This window comes from Streptomyces sp. CC53 (assembly GCF_001865245.1).
Taxonomy (GTDB): domain Bacteria; phylum Actinomycetota; class Actinomycetes; order Streptomycetales; family Streptomycetaceae; genus Streptomyces.
Map to the genome: position 1 here is coordinate 53,888 of NZ_MKXB01000144.1, position 15,018 is coordinate 68,905.

The 15,018-nt window shown below is 74.4% G+C and carries 13 protein-coding genes and 1 riboswitch; of the genes, 7 read left to right on the forward strand and 6 right to left on the reverse strand.

The window, feature by feature from the left end; all coding sequences use genetic code 11:
- Positions 1-243 precede the first annotated feature (243 nt).
- Both BJP40_RS14460 and BJP40_RS14465 read left to right on the forward strand, forming a co-directional pair.
- Positions 244-597, forward strand: coding sequence for a winged helix-turn-helix domain-containing protein (locus BJP40_RS14460; RefSeq protein WP_071280711.1), 354 nt, complete (start codon positions 244-246; stop codon positions 595-597).
- Positions 598-728: 131 nt separating this feature from the next.
- Entirely contained in the window at positions 729-2,006 is a 1,278-nt protein-coding gene (locus BJP40_RS14465; protein ID WP_071280712.1) for a hemolysin family protein, read from the forward strand.
- Positions 2,007-2,247: 241 nt separating this feature from the next.
- On the opposite strand, the gene BJP40_RS14470 is transcribed toward BJP40_RS14465, so the two are convergent.
- Positions 2,248-3,267 (reverse strand): TerC/Alx family metal homeostasis membrane protein, encoded by a 1,020-nt coding sequence (locus BJP40_RS14470; RefSeq protein ID WP_071268337.1) that lies wholly within the window; start codon positions 3,265-3,267, stop codon positions 2,248-2,250.
- 482 nt (positions 3,268-3,749) lie between these two features.
- The gene (gene nhaA / locus BJP40_RS14475) at positions 3,750-5,006 is read right to left on the reverse strand and encodes a Na+/H+ antiporter NhaA (RefSeq protein WP_226962790.1); all 1,257 of its coding nucleotides are present in this window, start codon (positions 5,004-5,006) and stop codon (positions 3,750-3,752) included.
- Between the two features lie 932 nt (positions 5,007-5,938).
- Here nhaA and BJP40_RS14480 point away from each other — a divergent pair.
- The 3 genes from BJP40_RS14480 to BJP40_RS14490 all read left to right on the forward strand — a co-directional run bounded on the left by BJP40_RS14480 (position 5,939) and on the right by BJP40_RS14490 (position 7,710).
- Positions 5,939-6,322 carry an ATP-dependent Clp protease proteolytic subunit gene (locus BJP40_RS14480; RefSeq protein ID WP_226962789.1) on the forward strand — a complete coding sequence of 128 codons (384 nt, stop codon included), beginning with the start codon at positions 5,939-5,941 and terminating at the stop codon, positions 6,320-6,322.
- On the forward strand, positions 6,319-6,636 hold the full coding sequence (locus BJP40_RS14485; RefSeq protein WP_071280713.1) for a hypothetical protein: 318 nt from the start codon (positions 6,319-6,321) through the stop codon (positions 6,634-6,636). The genes BJP40_RS14480 and BJP40_RS14485 overlap by 4 nt, the downstream gene beginning before the upstream one ends.
- Before the next feature lie 320 nt (positions 6,637-6,956).
- A riboswitch (cyclic di-AMP (ydaO/yuaA leader) is annotated at positions 6,957-7,137 on the forward strand.
- Between the two features lie 144 nt (positions 7,138-7,281).
- On the forward strand, positions 7,282-7,710 hold the full coding sequence (locus BJP40_RS14490) for a C40 family peptidase (RefSeq protein ID WP_071280791.1): 429 nt from the start codon (positions 7,282-7,284) through the stop codon (positions 7,708-7,710).
- A 120-nt stretch (positions 7,711-7,830) separates the two neighbouring features.
- Here BJP40_RS14490 and BJP40_RS14495 read toward each other — a convergent pair whose 3' ends face one another.
- The 4 genes from BJP40_RS14495 to BJP40_RS14510 form a co-directional block, all read right to left on the reverse strand.
- The gene (locus tag BJP40_RS14495) at positions 7,831-8,259 is read right to left on the reverse strand and encodes an ATP-binding protein (protein WP_071280714.1); all 429 of its coding nucleotides are present in this window, start codon (positions 8,257-8,259) and stop codon (positions 7,831-7,833) included.
- Between the two features lie 376 nt (positions 8,260-8,635).
- The gene (locus BJP40_RS14500; protein WP_071280715.1) at positions 8,636-9,343 is read right to left on the reverse strand and encodes an AAA family ATPase; all 708 of its coding nucleotides are present in this window, start codon (positions 9,341-9,343) and stop codon (positions 8,636-8,638) included.
- Between the two features lie 195 nt (positions 9,344-9,538).
- The gene (locus tag BJP40_RS14505) at positions 9,539-10,933 is read right to left on the reverse strand and encodes a Mucin-2 (RefSeq protein ID WP_071280716.1); all 1,395 of its coding nucleotides are present in this window, start codon (positions 10,931-10,933) and stop codon (positions 9,539-9,541) included.
- Positions 10,934-11,094: 161 nt separating this feature from the next.
- Entirely contained in the window at positions 11,095-12,315 is a 1,221-nt protein-coding gene (locus BJP40_RS14510) for an 8-amino-7-oxononanoate synthase (protein ID WP_079171171.1), read from the reverse strand.
- A 185-nt stretch (positions 12,316-12,500) separates the two neighbouring features.
- Here BJP40_RS14510 and bioB point away from each other — a divergent pair, with 185 nt between their 5' ends.
- Positions 12,501-13,730, forward strand: a complete 1,230-nt coding sequence (bioB, locus tag BJP40_RS14515; RefSeq protein ID WP_071280717.1) for a biotin synthase BioB — start codon at positions 12,501-12,503, stop codon at positions 13,728-13,730.
- Positions 13,723-15,018: an adenosylmethionine--8-amino-7-oxononanoate transaminase gene (locus BJP40_RS14520; protein WP_071280718.1), complete on the forward strand. Its 1,296-nt coding sequence runs from the start codon at positions 13,723-13,725 to the stop codon at positions 15,016-15,018. Before bioB ends, BJP40_RS14520 begins: the two co-directional genes overlap by 8 nt.

Consider the following 15,018-nt stretch of genomic DNA (forward strand, 5'->3'; position numbering starts at 1 on the left):
TTCGCGGTACCGCCGCCGCACTCCCGGGCACATGGTCGGCGCCCCGCGGGGAGCCACCGGTGCGGCAGCACCACGAGGCCCGCGGGCAGGGCGCCCGCAGCGGGCCGCCGCCGGAAGGCCGGTGCTTCCAGCCCCTCCATCATCCTTCCCCTGCGTGCTCCTCCTCCAGCCGGAGTGTTTCGCCCATGAGGCTCCGGGCCGTGGCATTGATCGGCTGAAGTCGACTTCGTACGATGAGGAAACATGAACCGGCCATCCTCCGTCCGCGGCGACCACTGGACGTTCCTGACGAATCACGCCCGCGTCCTGATCACCCTCGCCCGGGACCAGGACTGCCGCTTGCGCGATGTCGCGGAGCTGATCGGCATCACCGAACGCGCCGTACAACTCATCGTCGCCGACCTGGAAGCGGCCGGGTACCTCACCCGGACCCGGGTAGGCCGCCGTAACCAGTACACGATCGACCCGACCGTCGCCCTGCGCCACCCGGCGGAAGCCGGCCACCCGGTCGGCGACCTCCTGGCCACCTTCCTGCACCGCGAGGACAGCTCGGCCGCCGAGCAGGAGGGCCCCGCCGCCGGGCCGGCCGCCGGCTGACGTTCCGGGGCGACGGCGGGCCACCGCCACGCGCCCCTGCGCGCCCGCCCCGCGCTCCCCCGGCGGGCCGGGCCCACGCGTCCGGACCGAGCCGGACGGCGCGGGCTGCCTGCCGATGGCACTGTGGGCTCATGGACGGCTACTGGTCGACCCTCCTGCTCGTCGGCGCGCTCATCGTGCTCAACGCGTTGTTCGCCGGGAGCGAGATCGCCCTGATCTCCCTGCGGGAAGGCCAGGTCAGACGCCTGGGCCGCAGCGACAGGGCCTCCGCCGCCCGGCTGGTGCGGCTGGTGGAGGACCCGAACCGGTTCCTGGCCACCATCCAGATCGGCATCACCCTGGCGGGCTTCCTCGCCTCGGCCACCGCGGCGGTCGCGCTGGCCGAACCCCTCGTGCCCGCCCTGGGCTTCGCGGGGCGGGCCGCGGAGCCGCTGGCGATCGGCCTCGTCACCCTCGTCCTGACCTTCGCGACCCTCGTCGCGGGCGAACTCGCGCCCAAACGCCTGGCCATGCAGTACGCCGAACGGTGGGCGCTGCTCGCGGCCACCCCGCTGGACGTGCTGGCCACGGCCTCCCGCCCGGTCGTGTGGGCGCTGAGCCGGACCACCGACCTCCTCGTCCGCCTCTTCGGCGGCGATCCGCGCGAGACGGAGGAGCCCCCGAGCGCCGAGGAACTGAGGGACATGGTCGTCGGCCACCGGGGCCTGACCGCCGAGCAGCGGACCATCATCTCCGGTGCCCTGGAGATCCACGAGCGGCCGCTGCGGGCCGTCCTGATCCCGCGCCGCCAGATGTTCACCCTGCCCGACGGCACGCCGGCCGCCCAGGCCCGCGTCGACCTGGCCCGCTCGGGCCACTCCCGCGCCCCGGTCGTCCGGGCCGGGCACGTGGACGAGGTCGTCGGCATCGTCCACCTGCGCGATCTGATCACCGCCGACGACGGCTCGTCCGTCGGCGCCCTCGTCCACCCCGTGCCCTTCTACTCCGACTTCATGAAGGTCTCGGAGGCGCTGCGGCGCCTGATGGCGGCCCGTCAGCAGTTCGCCGTCGTGGTGGACGAGCACGGCTCCGTGGGGGGCATCGTGACCGTCGAGGACCTCCTGGAGGAGATCGTCGGGGAGATCTACGACGAGACCGACCGCGACGTGTCGGCCGTGCGCGCCCAGCGTGACGGCACCCTGCTGCTGCCGGGGGGCTTTCCCGTGCACGACCTGCCCGACCTGGGTGTCGACGTCGGCGACCTGGCCCACGGCCCGTACACAACCGTCGCGGGTCTCGTCCTGGCCCGGCTGGGGCACCTGCCTCAGCGGCCGGGGGAGAGCGTCCGGCTCGGGGACTGGTCCGTCGAGATCACCGGCGTCGACCGGCACGCCGTCACGACGGTCCGCCTCCGGCCCCTGCGCCGCTGACCCGGCCCCTCCCAAGACCGGCGCCCCGCACCCGCGGGCGGCTCCTCGGGGCCCGCGCGGTGTGCCCCGCGGCAGGGCGCTCCCCACGCGACCCTGCTCCGGGCGCGCGCCGCGACCCACCGTACGGCCCGTACGGCACGGCCCTGTGCACGGCCCGCACGGCGTGGCCCACGGCCGGGCCCGCCGTCGGGGGCCGTGCCGGAGGGCAGCCGCGCCCCACGGGGCGCGCGGCGCGCACCGCTCAGCGCGCGGCCTGCTGGTCGGAGTCGTCCCGCTTCTCGGGGTGCGCGCGCAACGAACCGGGGTGTGCCTTGGCCGTCGGGTCCTGCCGGGTCTTGACGAGGCTGGCGACGGTGACGACCGCGAGGACGACGGCGATCACGGCGAGGCTGACCGGGGTGGGGATCTCGGGGACCTGCTCGCTCACGTCGACGTGCGCCCAGTGGAGGATGAGCTTGACGCCGATGAACGCGAGGATCAGCGCGAGACCGGTGGACAGGTAGACCAGCCGGTCGAGCAGCCCCTTGACGAGGAAGAACAGGGCCCGAAGGCCCAGCAGGGCGAAGGCGTTGGCGACGAAGACGATGTAGGCCTCCCGGGTGACGCCGAACACCGCGGGGATGGAGTCGAGCGCGAAGAGCAGGTCGATACTGCCGATGGCGAGCAGGACGATGAACAGGGGGGTCACCATCCGTCGTCCGTCGACGCGTGTGGTGAGTCTGCCGCCGACGTAGTGCGGGCTGACCGGCAGGAGCCTGCGGGCCGCCTTCACCATGACGTTGTCGTCGATGTCGGGGTCCTCGTCCCGGTGCCGGAACAGCTGCACGGCCGTGTAGATCAGCAGCAGGCCGAACAGCAGGAACATGAACGAGAACAGCGCCAGCAGGGTGGCGCCCAGCGCGATGAAGATCGCCCGCATGACGAGGGCGAGCACGATGCCGAAGGTCAGCACCTTGTGCTGGTGCTCCTCCGGCACGGCGAAGGTACTCATGATGATGACGAAGACGAAGAGGTTGTCGACCGACAGGCTCTTCTCGACGATGTAGCCCGCGAAGTACTCGGTGCCGTACTGGCCGCCGTACCGCAGGCCGAACCAGACGCCGAAGCCCACCGCGACGAGGATGTAGAACACCGACCACGCCGTGGCCTCGCGGAACCCGACCCGGTGCGGGCGGACGGCGGCCAGGATCAGGTCGACGGCGAGCAGGGCGAGGATCAGGCCGACGGTGGCGGCCCAGACGGTTGCGCTGATGTCCAGCACCTGTCCTCCATTTGTTGTCCGCTTGTTGTCCGCTTGTTGTCCGCTTGTTGTCCGCGCCAGGTCCCGGGGCCTGGGGCCCGGCTGTGCGCTCGGTCTCGGTGGGTGACGGATCCCGGTTCCCTACCGGTCGACGGGCGGTCGGTCCTGGTCGCCTGTGGGTGGTCGATGTGACCCCGCCGGTCCATGTCTCCGGTCGATGGTCGGTGACCGCCGGTCGTGCCTGCCGGTCGGTCCTGGTCTCCGGTCGGTGCGCGATGACCCGTCAGTCGTGCTCGCCCGTCGGGGCTCGTCACACCGGTCGATGGTGCTCCCCTTCGGTCGCCGATCCGCGGGCGGCCGCCCGCGCCGACCGGCGTCGGTCCGGCCCGGTGACGCGTGTCCCGGTGACAGCCGTCGCGGCGCCGGTCCCGGCTCACCGGGGCCGGTGCCGGTTCACCCGCGAGACCGCCTCCCTGCTCCGCCCCCGGTCCTCATTAACGGCTTCACTCCCGCTGCCCCGGGCGGGCCCGGTCCCCCGGCGGGCCCCCGTCCGGTGGACGCGCCGTGTCCGAGGTGCCGGTCGGTGCGGTGAGCAGCAGGACCACCCCCAGAACCGCCGAGACCACGGATGCAGCAAGGATGCCGACCTTGGCCTGACCGATCAACGCCGCGTCGGTGAAGGCGAGGTCCGTGATGAACAGGGAGACGGTGAAGCCGATACCGCCGAGCGCGGCGGCCCCCAGGATCTCGCGGCGGTGCATGTCGGCGGGCAGGGTCCCCCAGCCCAGCCGCCGCACCGCGTGGGCGACCCCGCCGATGCCGACGATCTTGCCGAGGACGAGTCCGGTGACGACCGCCCAGGTGACGGACTGCCCGAGGGCGTCGCCGAGCGCGCCGCCGCGGAGGTCCACCCCCGCGTTGGCCAGGGCGAACACCGGCACGACGAGGAAGGCGCTGACCGGGTGCAGCGAGTGCACGAGGTCGTTCAGGATGTCGCGTCCGCCGACGGGCCGGGCCGGTGTGAGCAGTCCGAGGGCGACCCCCGCGAGCGTGGCGTGCACCCCGGACTCCAGGGTGGCGAACCAGACCAGCAGCCCCACGGGGACGTACGCCCAGGGCGAGTTGACGCCCGCCCGCCGCATCCCGGCGGCGAGCAGCAGTCCGCCGACGGCGGCGGCCAGCCACCACAGCCCGACGCTCTCGGTGTAGAAGAGCGCGATGACGCCGATGGCGAGGATGTCGTCGACGATGGCGACGCTGAGCAGGAACAGTTTCGCGCCGGTGGAGGCGCGGCGGCCCAGGAGGGCGAGGATCCCGACCGCGAAGGCGATGTCCGTGGCCATCGGGATGCCCCACCCCCGGCCCGCCTCGCCGCCGCCGGCCAGGGCCGCGTACAGCAGCGCAGGCAGTACGACGCCGCCGACGGCGGCCAGTGCGGGCAGGGCCGCGACGCGGCGGTCGCGCAGCTCCCCGACCACCAGTTCCCGCTTGATCTCCAGGCCGATGACGAAGAAGAAGAGGACCATCAGCGCGTCGTTGACCCAGTGCTGCAGGTCGAGGCTGATGCCCGCCTCCCCACCGCCAAGGGTGAACTCCTGCTCCCAGAACTCGGCGTATCCGTCGGCCGCCGGACTGTTCGCCCACACGAGCGCCACCAGCGCGGCGAGGACGAGGACGACACCGCCCGCGCTCTCGGCGTGCAGGAACGCCCGCAACGGGGACAGGACCGCCAGCGTCGCGCGTCTGATGGGACCGGTCACGCCTGCCGTCGCCTCCTGTCACGGTGGTCGCGTTCGCCCGCGCGGGCGGCGCACACGTTCGCTCCGACTTTCACAGAGATCCGTACGGGCCGCAGCCGCGACCCACCGGACGGCGCGGTGGGCGCCCCGCGCGTCCCGCGCATGGACGCAGGGACCGGCGGCCCCGCCCTCCGGTCACGCGGGCGGCAGGCGCATCGGGAGGGCCGGGGCCGACACCCCACCGGGGGTCCGGCGCAGGGAATCGCTCCGCTTCGGCAGCAGTTCCCGTCGGTGCCGCGCGGCAGCCTGTCCGCGGCTCGGGCCGCCCGGTGCCGGTGACATCCCGCTCGCACGCGGCCGGTCGCCGCCGCGGGGCTCCGCGGCAGGACGCGGGCGGTGGACGCACCCGTGGGGGCGGCCCCGCCGATCCGGCCCGCGCCCCGTCATGGGATGACCAGGGCGTTCAAGCCCTGGTGACGGGCGGTACGGGTGCTGACTGCCGGGGGCGCGACTCCCCTCCGGACCAGGTGGGCCTGGCGGTGGGCATGGCGCACCCGGGGGCGCCGTGGCGGGTCCGCCGGGATCTCGGCCCGGCCTCGCCGGACGCTCTACGCCGAAGGCAGCGGCAATCGGCGGACGACGGTCCTGGACGCTTGGCCGGCTCCGCCGGAACCGAAGGGGGCGCGCGGCGCGGCGTACCCGCGCAAGGGGGCGGCAGGCCGTGCCCGGCCCGCGCTCGGGTCGTCGGCGAGGAGGAGCGGCGAGCCCGCCGGGCGGGGTCAGGCGCCGTACGGGCGGTGCTCGGCCGCCAGCCCGAAACGCGGGTGCCCGCCCGGTTCGCCGGGGGGGGCGGGGCGGCACGTGATCGCCCGGTTCGTGCACCCGGAGCACGCGGCGCCCACCGAGGACATCGCGCTCTACGGCAACTCCCACGGTGTGGCCCCGTCACCGCCATGACCGCCGTCCACGACGTGATGCAGACCCTCACCTGCGACGTGGCGGCCTTCTGCGTCGGCCGGGCCGCGTCCACGGCGGCCGCGCTGCTCGCAGCCGGCGCCCCCGGCAAGCGCCATGCGCTCCCCGGGGCGCGCGTGGTCCTGCGGCAGCCTTCCCTCGAAGGCCCGCTGCGCGGGCGACCCGTGGACCTGGACGCCCATGCCCGTGAGCTGCTGCGCCGGCGGGAGCAGATGGCGGGTCTCCTCGCCTGGCACACCGGGCGGGAGCCCGATCGGGTGCGTGCGGACCTCGCGCGTGACCTGGTGCTCGACGCGACCGGCGCACAGGCGCACGGCATCGTGGACGAGGTGCTCGCCGCCCGCGGGGAGGCGGACCGGTGACCTCGCCCCGCCCCTCGGAGCCGCCGCCCCTGCCCGCACTGACCCGGGCGGAGGGAGCCTACGTCGACGGCTACCTGGACGTCGTGGACCTGCCGGCCCGGCTCAGTCCCGCCCGCTGCTCGCACACGTACGGCGCACTGCGGGCGGCACAGGCGCTGGCCGCACGGGCCGCCGCGCTGCGCGACGCCCCGGCTCTGATGCACGAGCGGGGCGAGCACGAGGTGCACACCCCGGCCCTGGCGCGTGCGCTGCGTGCGCTGGACGGTGAGCGGCGCACCGGTCGCGTGACGCTGCCTCAAGATCCCTTGCGCTGACCGGTTTCAGGCCCGTCCGTGCGACGGGCCCTCGCCCGTTCGGCCGACGCAAACGGACGAACTTCGTACGGCGCGACTTGCGGGCGCAGTGGACGCAGTCGGCGGCGCACGGCCGCTCCGCCGCTGGTACGGGGCTCAGCAGCCCTACGCCACGGGCCCGTACGGAAGCGCTGTCCACCTGATCGGACCATTCGTGACGAGGCTCACACCGCCCATTTCGCTCTCGGGATTCCGGCGTCCGACGGGAAAGATCCGTCTCGACGACAAGCCCCCGCCGGCCCGGCGGGGCGGTCCGGGCGGACGCCGAGTCCTGCCGCCGCACGGACGCCAGGTCGACACCAGTGGATCGGCAGGAGTGGAGGACCCGAGCAGTACGGGACGGCCGACCGCGCACCAGCGGGGCCGGTGTCCCTTGGGGTGAAGCCGCGTCAGCGGCCGGGCATCTTCGTCCTGTCCGAACCCGACAGGCAATCCTTCACAGGCGGACTGACGAAGGGTACTGCCGTGCCGACGCAGAATCAGGTCCCGTCCCCCCTCGCCCCCGAGTCCCCCGCGGCGCCGCCCCCCGCGGAGGGAGCCGCGCAGCGCACCGGTGGCCACCACACCACCGGCCACCACTCCACCACTGCCCGGGTCGCCCGCGCCCTGTCCGCGCTCACCCTCGCCGCCGTGGGCGGGACACTGCTGACGCCCGGCGCCGCACCGGAGGCGCAGGCCGCCCCGGCCGCGGCGCACAAGGCGCTGAACGTGGCCGCGTCCAGGAAGGGCTCCCCGTACCAGTGGGGCGCCACGGGCCCCCACCGCTTCGACTGCTCGGGGCTGACGCTCTACTCGTACAAGCGGGTCGGCAAGAAGCTGCCCCGCACCGCTCAGGCGCAGTACAACAAGACGCGCCGGATCTCCAAGAACCACCGCCGCAAGGGCGACCTCGTGTTCTTCCACGGCCGCGGCGGCGTCTACCACGTGGGCATCTACGCCGGGAACAACAGGATCTGGCACTCGCCGAAGCGCGGGTCGTGGGTGAAGCTGGACCGCATCTGGTCGCGATCGGTCTCGTACGGCCGCGTGCGCTGACCCCGCGGACACAGTCGGCGCCCTGCCGAGCGGTACGGGGGCACGCGGGGGCACCGCCCCGCGAACGCCCCCGTGCCGTCGAGGTGCGACGCCGTGCCGGGCAGCAGCGGTAGCCGGCGGCTACGGCACGGGGGCGGGCCAGGGCAGGGCGATCCACACCGTCTTGCCGCCCTCGTCGGTCGGGGTGACCGACAGGCGGCCGCCGCGCTCGGCGGCCAGCCACCGGATGATCACCATGCCGCGTCCGTTGTCCTGTTGGACGGCTGCCGGGAGCCGCTGCGGCCAGCGCGGGTGGCTGTCGGTGACCCCGACGCGCAGCCGCTCCTCCCGCTCCAGGCGTACGTCGACGGTGAACGTGGGCGACTGGCCGAAGGTGTGCTGCACGGCGTTCGTGGCGAGTTCGGAGACGATCAATCGGACGGCATCACCGATGTCGGCGCCTTCCGGCAGGCCCCAGTCGGCCATGACGTCGCTGACGTATCTGCGAGCGGCGGACACCGAGGCCGGATCGCTCGGCAGAGTGACGGACGCTTCCTGGTGATCTGCCATGGCGACACTGTCCCTTTCCCGCCGGGGCCGGGTCTGCCACGCGACTGCGGGGGCTGGCACCATCGGCCTCGGACTGTGTGCTTCGCGTCGTCAGACTGCCACCGATGTCACCGGGGCGAGGACCGATCCACCAAGATATGCGGACGTCTGTCGCTCGATGCGGTGAACTCTGCCACGCGCGAGCGGATTCGCCGGATCCTGCGACCAGAAACGGAATGACGAGTTCCGTCCCTGCTCCCAGCCGGGAGTCACGTCACGTGCGGACCGGCGGCCCGGCGCGCCCTGCGGACCGCGGTGCGGCTTCACCCGCACGTGCCGGCACCCAGGCGGCCGGGCCCCGTTCCCGCCCCGGGACACGCGGCGCGGCGCAGGCCGCTCAGTCGAGGACGTGCCGCAGATAGGCGTGCGGCGCGGCGAGGAAGCGGCGCCAGTGGTCGACGAGTTCCAGTTCCCGCCAGGCCACACGGCGCATGCCGTGCACCCCGACCTCCACGATGTCCGCACCGGGCAGCGCGGTCAGCAGCGGGGAGTGGGTGGCGCACACGACCTGGCCGCCGTTGCGCACGAGTCGGTCGATGTGGCCGAGCAGTTCCAGGCAGGACGTGAAGGACAGCGCGGCTTCCGGCTCGTCCATCACGTACAGCCCCGGCGCCGCGAACTTGCTCCGGAACGCGGCGAGGAACCCTTCGCCGTGACTGACCTCGTCCGGCCCGACCCCTTCGCGCTCCAGTGCGTCGAGCGCCGTCTCGGCCCTCAGGAAGAATCCCTTGCGTGCGGACCAGCTGCCCAGCATGCGCCGACCCCCCGGGGCCGCGTCGAAGCGGATCCGCTCGCCCAGCACCGACTTGGGGCGGTGACTGGCGTAGCGCCAGCCGTGCGACCCGCCCCAGGAGTCCAGGCCGAAACCCTCCGCGAGCGCCTCGACCAGGGTGGACTTGCCCGAGCCGTTCTCCCCGACGAGGAAGGTGACCGGAGCACTGAACCGAAGACCGTCCTCCAGCAGTGCCCGCACACACGGCACCGACCAGGGCCACTCGCTCTCGTCACGGTCGGCCACATGTACGTACGCGTGTTCGATGATCACTGCCGGATTCTCCCACAAAGCAGGACGAGAACGTCCGGTGCGCTTGACCCGGACCCTCCGCCGACGGGACCCGGCGCGGTCGCGCACGCGCGCGGGCCGGGCGGAACCGGCCACGGGGCGGCTCGACCGCCGCCGGGATCGCGTAGGCGTGGGAGACCGGGACGCGGCGCGGGGCCCGGCGGTGCTGCTCGGCGGTCAGGCGGGGACACCGGCCCCGTTCAGGACAGCGGCCATCTCGGCCGCGGGCAACGCCGGGTTGGCGCCCGCGCTGGAGGCCAGTTCCGGGATATGGAGCGCCTCCCGCAGCCGGCGGAGCGGCAGGCGGGGGTCGCCGACCGCCGTCTGCCGCGTCCGGACCTCGGGGTCATGGCTGAGCCGTTCGATCAACGCGGGCGTGGCGGCCGGGTCCCGGACGGCCAGCCGGCGGTGGTTCCCGTCCGGGTGGTCCGCACAGCGTGCGGCGAGACCCTCCCGGGGGAAGCGAGGGTGCCCTTCCGCCATCCAGGCGGAGAACGTCCCACCGAGCCGTGCGAACACACGCATCAGGACCTCCTCCGGGGTGCCGGGATGGTGAACGCTGAGGCGGTTCTCCACCACCGGGTCCTCGACGCGTGCGAGGAGGCGCACCAGGTCGGGCGGCAAGTGGGGGCTCCGGGCGGCGGCGCGCCGGAGCAGCGGGTGGGCGGAGGTCGCGGCTCGACGCAGCACCTCGGGGTCGGCGAGCCCGTCCTGCACCCACTGCACGCCGTCGCCCCGGTCGAGGTCCCCGACCGTGAAGTCGATCGCCGCGCGCCGGGTGTCGTCCAGCTCGGGCCTGAGAGAGACCGCGAGCCGTACGGCTTCGTCGGGGTCGACGGCGAGCCGCTCCACGAGGTCGGCGGGCAGCGACGGGTTCTCGGCGAGGGCCGCCAGGTGCGTCCGCTCGGCGACGCACCGCTCGGCGACGGCACGGACGAGGAGCCCTCGGCGCAGCGCCTCGGCGGCGGCCTCCGGATCGCGGAGGAGCCGGGCGGTGACACGGGCGTCCCGTCGACACTCCCGCTGTGCGGCGGCCCGCCGTACGTCGGGGTCGGGGTCGGCCAGAAGAGCCGACCGCTCCCCCGGTGCCAGCTTCTCCCAGGCGCGCGCGGCTCTCCGGCGCGCTGCGGGATCGCCGTGCGCGGCCAGGGAGGCCACGAACTGCGGGGTCAGGTGGGGCGAGTCCAGCAGGGCCGTCCGCACGGCACGGTCTGGATCGTCGAGCAGGCGAGCGCACACGTCGTCCGGTAGCGGCGCGACCGTCGTCCGCGGGTCCCACCACTCGGGTCCGTACGCGAGGGCGGCCCGCACCGCGGGGGAAGGGTCGTCCACGAGGCGGGCCCGCTGGGCGGGCTCCGCCCCCGTGCTCCTCGCGAACGCGATGCGAGCGCCCGTGTGCGGATGGGTCAGGATCACCGCGACGGCCGGCTCGGGGAGTGCGGCCCGCTGGAGTGCGTGGCGGGGCGGGCCGTCACCGCCGCCGTCGAAGGCGAGCAGGCGCAGCAGCAAGGGTGCCGGGAGCGCAGGGTTGCGGGCGACTCCGTCCAGTGCGGACTCGTGGAACGCGGTCACGCCCCCTGCTCCTGTCCCCGTCGGCTGGTCCACGACCGCGGTCGGCCACCCCGTCGGGCCGTCCGGTGGGCGGGCTGCCGCGATCGGCCGGACAGCGACCCCGTCCGTCCGGCCGGGTTCTCGGTATGCCGGGTGCTCACCGCAGGTCGCGCCGAGCCGGCCTACGCGCAGGGCGACGTACGCAGGACGACAGCCACGGCCTCATCGATCAGCTCCTCCGTCAGGTCCGCGCGTGCGGTGAGGCGGAGGCGCGAGATGCCGTCGGGGACGGACGGGGGGCGGAAGCAGCCGACCGCGAGGCCCCCGGCCCGGCAGCCAGCGGCCCAGCGCACCGCCGCCTCCGGGGACGGGGCGTGGACGGAGACCACCGCCGCGTCGGGGCGGGCAGCCGTCAGCCCTGCCGCGGTCAGGCGGCCGTGGAGCCCTGCCGCCACCGCGCGGGCGCGCGCCGCGCGCTCCGGTTCGCGGCGCAGCAACCGCAGGGCGGCGAGGGCGGCGGCCGCCGCGGCGGGGGCGAGGCCGGTGTCGAAGATGAACGTGCGGGCGGCGTTCACCAGGTGCTCGACGACGCGGGCAGGACCCAGCACCGCTCCGCCCTGGCTGCCGAGCGACTTGGACAGGGTCACCGTGGCCACGACGTCCGGGGCGCCGGACAGGCCGGACGCGTGGGGGGCGCCCCGCCCGCCGTCGCCGAGGACGCCGAGGCCGTGTGCGTCGTCGACGAGCAGCGCGGCGCCGTGCTCGCGGCAGACGGCGTGGAGCGCGCCGAGCGGCGCCGCGTCGCCGTCGACGGAGAACACCGAGTCGGTGACGGCGAGGGCACGCCGGCCGGCGTGCGCGGCCAGGCTCTTGCGCACGGCGTCGGGGTCGGCGTGCGGGACGACCGCGGTCTCTCCCCGGGCGAGCCGGCAGCCGTCCACGAGGGAGGCGTGGTTGTCGGCGTCGGAGACGATCAGGGACCCGGGGGCGCTCAGCGCGGTGACGGCGGCCAGGTTCGCGGCGTACCCGGACGAGAAGACGAGGGCGGCCTCGAAGCCGCAGAAGGCCGCGAGTTCCCGCTCCAGGTCGGCGTGCAGCTCCGTGGAGCCGGTGACGAGCCGGGAGCCGGTGGCGCCCGCGCCCCAGAGGCGGGCCGCGTCGGCAGCGGCGCCGGTCACTTCGGGGTGGCGCGCCAGGCCCAGGTAGTCGTTGCCGGCGAGGTCCAGCAGGCCGGTGTCGGCGGGGCGGGGCCGCAGGGTGCGGACGAGCCCGGCGTGGGCGCGCCGGGCTGCCTCGTCGGCGATCCACGCGAAGGCGCCCCCGCCCCGTTCCCGGTCTGCCGGCGGCCCCGGGGGGTCGTGCGGCTCGTACGGTCCGCTCGGCTCCTGCGGCTGCTGCGGCATGCGCCCGGTCCCTTCCTGCGGCCTGCTGCCCCGGCATGGCGTCCGCGTGGCGGGTTTGTAGGCAGCGCACAGACCCTAGCGAACGGCAGGCCCGGTCAGAGTGTGGTCATCCACACACCCCGTGTGGGCCCTGTTGTGGGTTTCCACCTTGGCCCGGGGGTACGGCATGGGTCAGGATCAGCGCCATGGACCTGTTGAACACGCTGGTGGACAAGGGGCTGCGGCGTGAGCTGCCGAGCCGAGATGAGGCGCTCGCCGTGCTGGCGACCTCCGACGACGAGCTGCTGGACGTGGTGGCCGCGGCCGGGAAGGTGCGGCGCCACTGGTTCGGGCGGCGGGTGAAGCTCAACTACCTGGTGAACCTGAAGTCCGGACTGTGCCCCGAGGACTGCTCGTACTGCTCCCAGCGGCTGGGTTCCAAGGCGGACATCCTCAAGTACACCTGGCTGAAGCCGGAGGACGCCTCGAAGGCGGCCGCGGCGGGGGTCGCGGGCGGCGCCAAGCGGGTCTGCCTGGTCGCGAGCGGCCGGGGCCCCACCGACCGGGACATCGACCGCGTGTCGAAGACGATCGAGGCCATCAAGGAGGAGAACGACGGCGTCGAGGTCTGCGCCTGCCTCGGCCTCCTCTCCGACGGCCAGGCGGAGAGGCTGCGCTCGGCGGGAGCCGACGCGTACAACCACAACCTGAACACGTCCGAGGGGACGTACGGGGAGATCACGACCACCCACACGTACGCGGACCGGGTGGACACGGTCACCAAGGCGCACGCCGCCGGCCTGTCCGCCTGCTCGGGCCTGATCGCGGGCATGGGCGAGACGGACGACGACCTCGTCGACGTCGTGTTCGCGCTGCGCGAGCTGGACCCGGACTCCGTGCCGGTGAACTTCCTCATCCCGTTCGAGGGCACCCCCCTCGCCAAGGAGTGGAACCTGACGCCGCAGCGTGCGCTGCGCATCCTGGCGATGGTCCGGTTCGTCTGCCCCGACGTGGAGGTCCGGCTGGCCGGCGGCCGCGAGGTGCACCTGCGGTCCCTGCAGCCGCTCGCCCTGCACCTGGCCAACTCCATCTTCCTCGGCGACTACCTGACCAGCGAGGGCCAGGCGGGCAAGGCGGACCTGGAGATGATCGCCGACGCTGGCTTCGAGGTGGAGGGCGCCGACACGACGACGCTGCCCGCGCACCGCGCGGACGCCGTGGGCGGCGGCTGCGGCTCCGGTGGCGGCTGCGGCTCGGACTCCGGCGACGTGTGCGGCACCGCGCCGGACGCCGCCGCGGGCTCGGTGCCCGAGCCGGCCGACGGCGCGGCGCGGGCGCAGGACGCCGGGGCGCAGACCGCCCCGGGCACCGCCCGGACGGACCTCGTCGCGGTGCGCCGCCGCGGCGCGGGCACCGACCTCGCCCCCAATGCCTGAGCCGTCCTACGACCCGGCCCGGCTGATCGCGCTGGACCGGGAGCACGTGTGGCACCCGTACGGTCCGATGCCCGGACGGGCCGACCCGCTGGTGGTGGCGTCGGCGTCCGGGGTGCGGCTGCGGCTCGCGGAGCCGGTCCACGGCCAGGCCGAACTCGTCGACGGCATGTCGTCGTGGTGGTCGGCCGTGCACGGCTACAACCACCCCGTGCTGAACGAGGCCGTGCGCGGCCAGCTGGACCGGATGAGTCACGTCATGTTCGGCGGGCTCACCCACGAACCCGCCGTCCGGCTGGCCACCCGTCTGGTGGAGATCACCCCCGAGCCGCTGCGGCACGTGTTCCTCAGCGACTCCGGCTCGGTGTCCGTCGAGGTCGCGGTCAAGATGTGCCTCCAGTACTGGCGCTCCACCGGCCGCCCGGCCAAGCAGCGGCTGCTGACCTGGCGAGGCGGCTACCACGGGGACACCTGGCAGCCGATGTCGGTGTGCGACCCCGAGGGCGGGATGCACGAGCTGTGGTCGGGGGCGCTGCCGCGGCAGGTGTTCGCGCCCCCGCCGCCGGCGGTGTACGAGGAGGGGTACGCGCGGGAGCTGCGCGCCCTGATCGCCCGGCACGCCGACGAGCTGGCCGCGGTCATCGTGGAGCCGGTCGTCCAGGGGGCGGGCGGCATGCGGTTCCACTCCCCGGCGTACCTGCGGGTGCTCAGGGAGGCATGCGACGCCCACGGTGTGCTGCTGGTGTTCGACGAGATCGCGACCGGGTTCGGCCGCACGGGCACGCTCTTCGCCGCGGACCAGGCGGAGGTGTCCCCCGACGTGATGTGCCTCGGCAAGGCCCTGACCGGCGGCTACCTGTCGATGGCGGCGACGCTGTGCACGTCGCGGGTCGCCGACGGCATCTCCCGGGGCGAGGTCCCGGTGCTGGCGCACGGCCCGACGTTCATGGGCAACCCGCTGGCGGCCGCCGTGGCCTGCGCGTCCGTCGACCTGCTGCTCGGCCAGGACTGGGCGGGCGAGGTCAAGCGGATCGAGGCGGGTCTGGCGGAGGGCCTGGCCGGCGCGCGGAAGGCACCCGGCGTACGGGACGTCCGGGTGCTCGGCGCGATCGGGGTGGTCCAGCTCGACCACCCGGTCGACATGGCGGCGGCGACGGCGGCCGCCGTGCGGGAGGGCGTGTGGCTGCGCCCCTTCAGGGACCTGGTGTACGTCATGCCGCCGTACGTGACGGGCGACGACGACCTGGCGTTGATCTGCCGGGCCGTGCGCGCGGCGGCGGAGGAGGGCTGA